The following is a 9,377-nucleotide window of genomic DNA, read 5'->3' as shown; positions in this document are numbered from 1 at the left end:
CCTTCGGCTCATGCGCTTTCGAGGCCGAAACGGCGAGACGGGCCTCAACCCTTTGTGGTGTCTCGTAAAACTCGACGCATGCGGGTTGCGTCGGCATTCGACGTTCGGGTCGCATGCTCGACTCGCCTTCGGAGGTTCGTGGTCTGCGCGCGGGGAGCACTTACAGTGCGGTCCGTGATTCCGTCCGGGCTGTTCGAGGTGCATGTTCGCGCCCTTCTTCCGGTTGTTTCGGTTGATCTACCTCCGGGGTCGGGACCGCGCTGGTTTCTGGGTGTCAGAGCGAAGGAGTACGGGTACCGATCGGTGAAGTGTGGAACGGGGTGACCGGGGTACCGGCCACATGGCGGCGAGGCGCGGTGATGAGCACCGCAAATTAATGCAGCTCTCAGTTCGTTCTCAGTAGTGGTCGGCAGGCTGGACAGCGGATATGAGCAGAAAAGGGAAACTATGACCGAGGATTTCACCAATCGGCCGGCCGGGCCGGAATCGGGACCGGTGCCGCCCTCGACGCCGCAGCCGCAGGCGGGGCCGCCGCCGGGTTCCGGGCCCGGCGGCGAGCCGGCCGGGCCGCCCGGTCAGGCGCCGGGAGGCGGGATACCGCAGTATCCGGGTGGACCGCAGTTCCCGGGTGGCCGACCGGGCGATACTGCTGCGTATCCGATCTCCGGCGGCTCGTTCGCCGGACCGCCGCCCGGCGATTCCGGCCAGTTCTACGCGGCCGCGCCGCCACCTCCGCGCCGGAGCCCGGTGCGTACCGGTCTGGTGGCCGGGGCGGTCGCGCTGGCTCTGGTGAGCGGCGGTATCGGTGGTGCGGTGGGTGCGCGGGTCGGCGATTCGGGCGATCGGCCGGCGGTGACCAATGCGCTGGACGGGCCGGTGCCGAAGGTGCAGAACACGGCGAGCGCGCCGGCCGGGTCGACCCAGGCGGTCGCGCAGCGGGTGCTGCCATCGGTGGTGATGATCGAGGTGGCCAGTAATCGCGGGCAGGGGGAGGGGTCCGGGGTGGTGTTGTCCTCGGACGGTTTGATCCTGACCAACAACCATGTCGCGGCCGGGGGCGGCGGTAACGGCGATATGTCGGTGACCTTCTCCGACGGCAGTACGGCGCAGGCTTCGCTGGTGGGTGCCGATCCGGTGTCCGATCTCGCGGTCATCCGGGTGCGCGGCAAAACGGATCTGCAGCCGATCGAACTGGGTAGTTCGGCGAACCTTCAGGTGGGTCAGCCGGTGGTGGCGATCGGTTCGCCGCTGGGGCTGGCGGGCACGGTGACCACGGGGATCGTCTCGGCGATGAATCGCCCGGTGTCGACCACCGGGGAGGGCGGCAACGACCCGACCGTGCCGAATCCGGTGATCGACGCGATCCAGACCGATGCCGCGATCAACCCGGGTAATTCCGGTGGTGCGCTGGTCGACGCCGAGGGCCGGCTGATCGGGATCAATACCGCGATCGCGAGTCTGGGCTCCTCGGGGGCGGGAGGTCAGCAGAGCGGTTCCATCGGGCTCGGGTTCGCGATCCCGGTGGATCAGGCGCGCCGGGTCGCCGACGAGTTGATCAAGAGCGGTCACGCGACATACGCGCAGATCGGGATGACGGTGCAGCGGGACGAGTCGGTGCACGGCGCGCGGGTTCTCGAGGTCACGCCGAATGGCCCGGCGGCCGCGGCGGGGATCCCGTCCGGGTCCATCGTGACCCGGCTCGACGACCGCACGATCGAATCCGGTGACGCGCTGGTGGCCGCGGTCCGATCGAAACAACCGGGCGCCGAGGTGACAGTGACGTATACCGATCAACGTGGTGGAAATACCCGCACGGCCGAGGTGACTCTCGCCGCCGCCGCGGTGGAGGGAGGCCGATGATGCAGAAGGTGGCCGGGGGTGGGCACGCGGCGATCGCGATCGGCGCTACGGTGAGCGGTATGGAAATCGATGCTCCTGTTGCGGGGCGTGCACTGGTCGTGGTGGTGGACGATCGAACGGCGCACGGCGGCGAGGATTCGCTGGGCCCGCTGGTCACCGAACTGCTCACCGAGGCGGGGTTCCTCGTCGACGCCTCCGTTTCGGTGGAAGCCGACGAGGTGGCGATCCGGAACGCCTTGAACACCGCGGTGATCGGTGGCGTGGACATAGTGATTTCGGTCGGTGGCACCGGTATGTCGCCGCGTGACGTCACGCCCGAGGCCACCTCCGAGGTGCTCGACCGGGATCTGCCCGGGATCAGTGAAGCGTTGCGGGCGTCCGGGCGGGTGGCCGGTTCGCTGGACGCCGGGCTTTCCCGCGGGCTGGCCGGTATCTCGGGGAGCACGCTGGTGGTGAACCTGCCGGGTACCCGGGCCGCGATCCGTGACGGTATGGCGACACTGGGGCCGCTGGCGAGCCGGGTGATCGGTGAGTTGTCCGGGCTCCTGGAATGAGCCGGAGCGGGCAGTATGAGTGAGGGCGAGACCCCTGAGGTCCCCCGTCGGGCGCACCGCCGGACGGGGGACCCGGCACGTGTGGACCGGATCTTCGGTGAAGTGCTGCCGTCCACCACGCGGGACGAGCGGGATGACGGCGCGGCATCCGGTGCCGACGACGAGTGGTGGCGTTCACAGGTGCCGCCACATCACGGCGGCGCCGGGTGAGCCCGGAATTGCCTTGGCGCCCAACGCTTTTCGTGTGAATATCGCGGCTTTGGAGCGCTGTTCCCGGGAGTAAAGGGGGATATTGATTTCTCTGAAATTCTCCGGTATAGGAATGGGCGAGTTTATAATGTTCCGCTCCCGATGCCGATAATTTAAAGGGGGCTATTCTTTTGGCGAATTCTTTGCGGGGGATTCTCTGGGCCCGCCGATCTGTTCGGGGGTTCTCACCTGCGGTTGTCTACCGAGCCGTACCGCTTCCGATTCTATTGTGATCTGGATCACATTAACATATTGCGAAAGCACCCTTTGTCCAGCCGGTTGCCGACCGTTTAATCTCGGCTTCGTCGACCGCCGCAATGGTGGTCCGGCGTGACTTCACTTTGTGGATCCCGTCGGTCGCATTGGCGTGCATTGTCCGATTTGCGGCGTTGCACCGAAATAACAACAGGTCACCTGTAGGTAACAAACGGGCGAAACACTGGTCGGAGCCGGCGAGTCAGCTGTCCGAGTCTCGTAGGCCATGCTGTTTGTCCGACATGATGAGGGGAAATATGAGCGAGAACCGCACCGACGGTGTACGTAACGGCGCCAGGATCGCGGGTGTCGGTGCCGCGGCCGCCGTCGCCGTGGGCCTGTTGTCGGTGGGCGCCGCGAATGCCGATGCCTTCGTGGCTCTGCCCGACGGTCAGAAGGCCGGCCCCGGAGTGACCATTACCCGCACGGGTGAGCATGCCGTCGTTTCGCCCTCCATGGCGGCCAACGGCGCGGGCCGGGTGGTCTGGGTCTCCGGAAACGCCATCGCCGATGTCACGGTCACGCCCGAGGGCGAACCGGGTCCGAACAACGGCCCGACCGGCGAGGACGGGACCAACAACTCGTCCACGCACGGCGCCTCGCAGCTCAATACCGGCTATATCGTCGGTTGCCAGGTGAGCATCGGCGAGGACGCGATCGGCCTGGGCGGCTCGCTGGGCCTGTCCCTCGACGGCGGTAGCCTCGGCGGCTCCGTCGGCGTCGAATTGGGCCCGGGCGACGTCAAGTTCGTGCAGATCGACTACAAGGACATCACGAAGCCCGGCAAGTACTCGGTGGAGTACCAGGATGCCGAGATCGAGATCCAGGGTTGCGCGGGTTATGCGCAGGCGCGGTCGTACACGGTCGTCGAGATCATCGGCGACCACTACTCGAAGACCACCCTGTACGGCCAGCCGTTCAGCATCGGCTGAGCGACCGCGCCCGTCCACGTCGCATCGAATCCTTCTCGCGCATTCCGCGAGCTCTCCCCTCGAAGGGTGTAACTCTCATGTTCAACCGTAAGAACCTGGCGCGCCTGGCCGGCGTCGGCGCCGCCACCACCGTCGCGCTCGGCCTCTTCTCCACCGGGGCGGCCAGTGCCGATACCTTCGTGCCGCTGCCCGGCGGCGAACTCGTCAAGACGCTGTCCGACGGCACGGTGGTGACCGTACGCATGGTCGGCGAGTCGGCGTCCATCAGCCCGTCCATGGGTGCCACGCCGGTGCACCGCAACGCGTGGGCCTCCGGGAGCGCGCAGGTCGAGATCGCCGGCGGCGAGGAGGTGGGTGGCAAGATCTACCCCGGCTATGTCGTGGGCTGCCAGGTCAATATCGACGGTGGCGGTGCCGAGGGCGGTGCCGGTGCCGAGGTGGACACCGAAGGCGCCGTGAGCCCGAGCGCCGAAACCGGCGGCAACCTCACCGTCGGCCCCGGCCAGGCGAAATCGTTCTACGTCCTCGATATCGAGGGACCGGACGACTACGGCAGCGAAGATCACGCCACCAACAACAAGTTCCGCGGCAACAGTGGGTCGGTGACCTGGTCCGATCAGACCATCGGCCTCAGCGGCTGCGGTGGCTACGCGCAGGCTCGGTCGTTCGTCAAGGTCGAGGTGGAAACCGAGAACGTGATCACCTTCGTCACGCTCTGGGGGCAGCCGTTCAGTCTCGGCTGATATCCGGCCGATCCGACATACTGGCACGAATACGGGCCCGCCGCGGCGGGCCCGTATTCTGTTCCGGCAGGACCGGTCCCGCCGGTGCCCGGCGGGTATTTCCCCAGCACCGGTCACCTGCTGGCTACCTGGCACTCATCCGGTCGACACACCATGTCGGCGGCACGGTACTCGAGTGTTCACCGGTTGTGTGGTTTTTGGTTCATCTGGTGGCTACAGCCGTCCCGCAAGCTCTATGCAGCCTGTTCTCGGGCCGCCCCGACATCGATTCGCTGCGATGCCGGGTGTCGCTGAAAACCTTGATGAGGGGAAATATGAGCAAGAACCGCACCACCGGTCTGCGCTGCGGCGCGCGCGCTCTGGGCGTCGGCGCTGTCGCGGCGGTGGCCATGGGCCTGTTCTCGACCGGTGCCGCGAACGCGGACACCTTCGTTCCGCTGCCCGACGGTGAAAAACTCGGACCCGGCGTGAAGATCACCCGCACCCATGAGACCGCGCTGATCTCGCCGTCCCTGGCCGCCAACGGCGCGGGCCGGACCGTGTGGGTCTCGGGCAACGCCACCGCCGATGTCTCGGTGACCCCTGAGGGTGAAGCCGGGCCGCACAACGGTCCGACCGGCGCGAACGGGACCAACAACTCCTCGACCCACGGTGCTTCGCAGATCAACACCGGCTATATCGTCGGCTGTCAGGTGAGTATCGCCGACAATGCGATCAGCCTCGGTGGCTCGGTCGGGGTCAAGCTCGACGGTGGCAGCATCGGCGGCTCGGTCGGCCTCAAGCTCGGTCCGGGCGAGGTCAAGTTCGTGCAGGTCGACTTCAAGGACATCGAAAAGCCCGGCGTCTACTCGGTGGAGTACCAGGACGTGGAGATGGCGATCCAGGGCTGCGCCGGTTACGCACAGGCCCGCTCCTACACCGTGGTCGAGATCATCGGTGACCACTACTCCAAGACCACCCTCTACGGGCAGCCGTTCAGCATCGGCTGACACCGGTACCGGTCGAATTCACTCAACCCACACTTCTCGCTGTCGCGAATTCAACCCCAGAGAGGCACAAACACATGTTCAACCGCAAGAATCTGGCGCGCCTCGCCGGCGTCGGCGCCGCTGCCTCGATGGCGCTGGGTCTGTTCTCCACCGGAGCCGCCAACGCCGATACCTTCATCCCGCTGCCCGGCGGTGAAATCGTCAAGACCCTGTCCGACGGCACCGCGGTGACCGTGCGCCTGGTCGGCGAATCCGCCAACATCAGCCCGTCCATGGGTGCCACCCCGGTCCACCGCAACGCGTGGGTCTCCGGTAGTGCGCAGGTCGAGATCGCCGGCGGGAAAGGTGGCAAGATCTACCCCGGCTACGTCGTGGGCTGCCAGGTCAACATCTCCGGTGGCGGCGTCGACGGCAGCGTCACCGGTGACGTGAAGGTCAGCGACGGCTCCGGCGAACTCACCCCGAGTGGTAAAGGTGGCGCCAACCTGACCCTCGGCCCCGGGCAGGCGAAGTCCTTCTATGTCCTGGATATCGAGAAGCCCGACGACTACGGCGACGAGGATCACGCCACCAACAACAAGTTCAAGGGCAACAGCGGCTCGGTGACCTGGTCCGACCAGACCATCGCGGTCAACGGCTGCGGCGGCTACGCGCAGGCGCGTGCGTTCGTGAAGGTCAAGGTCGAGACCGATCACGTGATGTCCGTGGTGACCCTGTGGGGTCAGCCGTTCAGCCTCGGCTGATCCGGCCGTAAGGCTCATCCGGCCGGGTTCCCGGCTCGGCCGGTACCCACATCTCGGTGGCGGGACCCGCCGCGTTTTCGCGGTGGGTCCCTTCGTCGTGTGAGCCCGGGCGTGATCAGTGGAAGATCACGGTGAGTGCGCTGTGCAACGAGGCCGCTGCGACGACCGCTGCCCGGCGGGCGTCCATTGCCACCAGCACAACCCGTTCGGCGTGGCGGTTGCCCGAATCCGCCGGCGGCCCCGACACCAGTACCACCGCGGCGTCGACCGCCAGGGTGTGCGCGAGTGCCGGATCCTCGGCGCCGGCGGCCACCACGTCCACCCGATCGCCGGCCCGCAGGATTTCGGTGATCGCGGTATCGGCCAGGCGGACGGGCACGATCCGGGCATCCGGCCGCCCGGTGGCGGCCTCGGCGAGCCGCGGCCCGACCACACGGACATCGGTGAGCACCTCGCCCGCTCGCAGGGCGGCGGTGAGCACGGCGCCGAGCAGCGGTGCCGGGTCGGCGGCCGCGCCGGCGGGCGTGGCGTCCGGCGGGTAGGAGGCGAGGCGGAGATCCGCGGCGGCGAGCAGATGGCCGGGTGGCAGGTCACGGGAGGCGACCACGACGGAGTTGCGCGCATGGGCCGGATCGCCGCGGAGGAACAGCGTGACGGCCGCGAGTGCGCACAGTACGGCCAGCACCCGGCGCAGCAGGACCCCGTCGGCCCAGCCCGGTCGATCGGCGAACGCGTCGCGCCAGGTGTCGCCGGCGCCGAGGGAGGAACGTCGGCCGCCGCTCGTGCGGGCAGGGGGTCGGATGCGGCTCATGGACCGAGCGTATGAGTACTGTCCGGCCGCGAACCCGGGGTTGTGCGTGGTTGTGGACAACTCGCGGGGTGTGGATGGATTCTTCGCGACAACCGGCCGCTGTCAGCGACCCGTCCGGGCGGGGCCGGGTCGCGAACCCGCTCTCAGCTGGCCGCGGCGGCGGGTGCCGAGGCGGTACCCGAGGAGCCCTTGTCCGAGCTCGATTTCGAACCGGACCCCGAAGAGCTCGACGCGGAGCTGTCCGACTTGGCCGGTTCACTCGCGGTCGACGCGCCACTGCGGCTGTCGGTCCGGTAGAAGCCGCTGCCCTTGAAGACGATGCCCACCGAATTGAAGAGCTTACGCAGGGCGCCGGAGCACTCCGAGCAGACAGTGAGTGCCTCATCGGTAAAGGACTGAACGATATCGAAGCGGTTGTCGCACTGGGTGCACGCGTATGAATAGGTTGGCACTGGGTCCTCCGCAGTATTCGAGACTTAGCACTCTACAGCCGACAGTGCCAACGGTGCCAATTGCCGATTGATTCCCGGATCCCCCCCATTGTGCCGAATGCCACCACGGCGGCGTCTCACGGCGCTGCCACATCGAGCCGGCGCAGGCCGCCGCCCGGGGTGAGTACCCAGGTCATCCGGATATCGTGCGGTTCCTCGGGCAGCCGCTCGACCACCTCGTCGTCGCGGACGACCACGGTGCGCCGGGCTGTGGGATCGGCCATACCCAGGGTCCGGTCGTAGTAGCCGGCGCCCTGGCCGAGCCGGACCCCGCGCCGGTCCACCGCCAGTGCCGGGATGAGCAGGACCTCGGCCCGCGCGACCGTTTCCGGCGGTAGTACCGGGCCCGCCGGTTCCAGCAGGCCGTAGCGGCCCGGCCGCAGCGATCCCGCGCCGGTGAACTCGCCCCAGCGCAACGGGCCGGGCGCCCCGGTCACCGGCAACAACACCCGGCTACCGGCCGCACGCAGCGCCTCGGGCATGGCCGGCGAACCCGGTTCCGCGCGCATCGGCACGTAGGCGCACACCCACTCGGCGGGACCGAGGTCCGCGGCCGCGGCGGCCAGTGCCGCCGCCTCCGTGGCGCGCACGAGTTCGGGTAGTCGCGCCCGGCGGGCACGGATCTCCGCGCGCCAGGCCTGTTTGTCACGCTCGTCGGGCAGAGGCACGGCGACAACCATAGGCTCTCACCGGTGCCGGTTTCGTCGCGAAAGTCCGCAGCGAGCCGGTGTACAGCCGTTTGGGCGGCGCTCCGGGTGGATAGGGTGTGTATATGACAGAAAAGGCCGCAGAACAGGGCAGTGAGGGCGCCTCCGCGCCGGAACCGGGCTTCCGGACGGCCGTCGTGCCCGCGGCCGGGCTGGGAACGAGGTTCCTGCCCGCGACCAAGACGGTCCCCAAGGAACTGTTGCCGGTGGTCGACACCCCCGGTATCGAGCTGGTGGCCAGCGAGGCCGCCGAATCCGGGGCCAGCCGCCTGGTGATCGTGACCTCGCCCGGTAAGGACGGAGTGGTCGCGCATTTCGTGGAGGACCTGGTGCTGGAGAGCACCCTCGCCGAGCGCGGCAAGTTCCAGCTGCTCGAGAAGGTGCGCAAGGCCCCGGGGTTGCTCGATGTGAGCTCGGTGGTGCAGGAGGAACCGCTGGGCCTCGGTCACGCGGTGGCCCAGGCGGAAGCGGTGCTCGACCCCGACGAGGATGCCATCGCGGTACTGCTGCCCGACGATCTGGTGTTGCCGTGCGGGGTACTGGATGTGATGAACCGGGTCCGCCGTAAACGCGGCGGGTCCGTGCTGTGCGCGATCGATGTGCCCAAGGACCAGGTCAGCGCCTACGGCGTATTCGACGTGGCCCCGGTGCCCGACGCGGTCAACCCGAATGTGCTGCGGGTCAAGGGCATGGTGGAGAAACCGGGCCGCGAGGAGGCCCCCTCCACCTTCGCCGCCGCCGGGCGCTACCTGCTCGATCGCGCGATCTTCGACGCCCTGCGCCGCATCGGTCCCGGCGCCGGCGGGGAACTGCAACTCACCGACGCGATCTCACTGCTCATCGACGAGGGACATCCGGTTCATGTGGTCGTCCACCGTGGGTCGCGCCATGATCTGGGGAACCCGGGCGGCTATCTTCGTGCTGCGGTGGATTTCGCACTGGAGCGCGAGGAATACGGTCCCGCGCTGCGCGAGTGGCTCCAGCACCGGCTGAGTCCGGAGTGGAACCCGCAACTCACCGCGGACGAATGAGATCGCCTGCGG

At 68.0% G+C, this 9,377-nt stretch carries 11 protein-coding genes; 8 read left to right on the top strand and 3 right to left on the bottom strand.

Translation table 11 applies throughout. The features are described 5' to 3' along the window. The first annotated feature begins 447 nt into the window (after positions 1–447). The 7 genes from ACLML9_RS15170 (at position 448) to ACLML9_RS15140 (ending at position 6,325) form a co-directional block, all read left to right on the top strand. The gene (locus ACLML9_RS15170; protein ID WP_411946129.1) at positions 448–1,860 is read left to right on the top strand and encodes a S1C family serine protease; all 1,413 of its coding nucleotides are present in this window, start codon (positions 448–450) and stop codon (positions 1,858–1,860) included. Further along, complete coding sequence (locus ACLML9_RS15165) at positions 1,860–2,414, top strand: molybdenum cofactor biosynthesis protein B (protein WP_411946130.1); 555 nt, start codon at positions 1,860–1,862, stop codon at positions 2,412–2,414. The genes ACLML9_RS15170 and ACLML9_RS15165 overlap by 1 nt, the downstream gene beginning before the upstream one ends. Positions 2,415–2,429: 15 nt before the next feature. Next, entirely contained in the window at positions 2,430–2,624 is a 195-nt protein-coding gene (locus tag ACLML9_RS15160; RefSeq protein ID WP_357060204.1) for a hypothetical protein, read from the top strand. A gap of 551 nt (positions 2,625–3,175) precedes the next feature. After that, positions 3,176–3,850, top strand: coding sequence for an MspA family porin (locus ACLML9_RS15155; protein WP_411946128.1), 675 nt, complete (start codon positions 3,176–3,178; stop codon positions 3,848–3,850). Between the two features lie 77 nt (positions 3,851–3,927). Further along, the gene (locus ACLML9_RS15150) at positions 3,928–4,593 is read left to right on the top strand and encodes an MspA family porin (protein WP_411946127.1); all 666 of its coding nucleotides are present in this window, start codon (positions 3,928–3,930) and stop codon (positions 4,591–4,593) included. A gap of 314 nt (positions 4,594–4,907) precedes the next feature. Then, entirely contained in the window at positions 4,908–5,582 is a 675-nt protein-coding gene (locus tag ACLML9_RS15145; RefSeq protein WP_411946126.1) for an MspA family porin, read from the top strand. 74 nt (positions 5,583–5,656) lie between these two features. Continuing rightward, entirely contained in the window at positions 5,657–6,325 is a 669-nt protein-coding gene (locus tag ACLML9_RS15140; RefSeq protein ID WP_411946125.1) for an MspA family porin, read from the top strand. 115 nt (positions 6,326–6,440) lie between these two features. Here the strand turns inward: ACLML9_RS15140 and ACLML9_RS15135 are convergent, their stop codons facing one another. The 3 genes from ACLML9_RS15135 to ACLML9_RS15125 form a co-directional block, all read right to left on the bottom strand. Further along, the gene (locus ACLML9_RS15135; RefSeq protein ID WP_411946124.1) at positions 6,441–7,136 is read right to left on the bottom strand and encodes an SAF domain-containing protein; all 696 of its coding nucleotides are present in this window, start codon (positions 7,134–7,136) and stop codon (positions 6,441–6,443) included. A 143-nt stretch (positions 7,137–7,279) separates the two neighbouring features. After that, positions 7,280–7,588, bottom strand: a complete 309-nt coding sequence (locus ACLML9_RS15130) for an FmdB family zinc ribbon protein (protein WP_411946123.1) — start codon at positions 7,586–7,588, stop codon at positions 7,280–7,282. A gap of 116 nt (positions 7,589–7,704) precedes the next feature. Then, a complete protein-coding gene (locus ACLML9_RS15125; protein ID WP_411946122.1) occupies positions 7,705–8,307 on the bottom strand; it encodes a 5-formyltetrahydrofolate cyclo-ligase in 603 nt (200 codons plus the stop codon). A gap of 92 nt (positions 8,308–8,399) precedes the next feature. On the opposite strand from ACLML9_RS15125, the gene ACLML9_RS15120 reads away from it, so the two are divergent. Next, entirely contained in the window at positions 8,400–9,365 is a 966-nt protein-coding gene (locus tag ACLML9_RS15120; RefSeq protein ID WP_411946121.1) for a UTP--glucose-1-phosphate uridylyltransferase, read from the top strand. The last annotated feature ends 12 nt before the right edge of the window (positions 9,366–9,377 follow it).

It is taken from the genome of Nocardia sp. NPDC002869 (assembly GCF_046764065.1).
Lineage (GTDB): Bacteria > Actinomycetota > Actinomycetes > Mycobacteriales > Mycobacteriaceae > Nocardia > Nocardia rhamnosiphila.
Note: the sequence above shows the minus strand (reverse complement) of the source record. Positions and strands in the feature narration are given on the sequence as shown.

What these genes read in the sequence shown, in the direction of transcription:
- ACLML9_RS15170 (WP_411946129.1), top strand. Translation starts at nt 448, where the DNA reads ATGACCGAGGATTTCACCAATCGGCCGGCCGGGCCGGAATCGGGACCG.
- ACLML9_RS15165 (WP_411946130.1), top strand. Translation starts at nt 1,860, where the DNA reads ATGCAGAAGGTGGCCGGGGGTGGGCACGCGGCGATCGCGATCGGCGCT.
- ACLML9_RS15160 (WP_357060204.1), top strand. Translation starts at nt 2,430, where the DNA reads ATGAGTGAGGGCGAGACCCCTGAGGTCCCCCGTCGGGCGCACCGCCGG.
- ACLML9_RS15155 (WP_411946128.1), top strand. Translation starts at nt 3,176, where the DNA reads ATGAGCGAGAACCGCACCGACGGTGTACGTAACGGCGCCAGGATCGCG.
- ACLML9_RS15150 (WP_411946127.1), top strand. Translation starts at nt 3,928, where the DNA reads ATGTTCAACCGTAAGAACCTGGCGCGCCTGGCCGGCGTCGGCGCCGCC.
- ACLML9_RS15145 (WP_411946126.1), top strand. Translation starts at nt 4,908, where the DNA reads ATGAGCAAGAACCGCACCACCGGTCTGCGCTGCGGCGCGCGCGCTCTG.
- ACLML9_RS15140 (WP_411946125.1), top strand. Translation starts at nt 5,657, where the DNA reads ATGTTCAACCGCAAGAATCTGGCGCGCCTCGCCGGCGTCGGCGCCGCT.
- ACLML9_RS15135 (WP_411946124.1), bottom strand. Translation starts at nt 7,136, where the DNA reads ATGAGCCGCATCCGACCCCCTGCCCGCACGAGCGGCGGCCGACGTTCC.
- ACLML9_RS15125 (WP_411946122.1), bottom strand. Translation starts at nt 8,307, where the DNA reads ATGGTTGTCGCCGTGCCTCTGCCCGACGAGCGTGACAAACAGGCCTGG.
- ACLML9_RS15120 (WP_411946121.1), top strand. Translation starts at nt 8,400, where the DNA reads ATGACAGAAAAGGCCGCAGAACAGGGCAGTGAGGGCGCCTCCGCGCCG.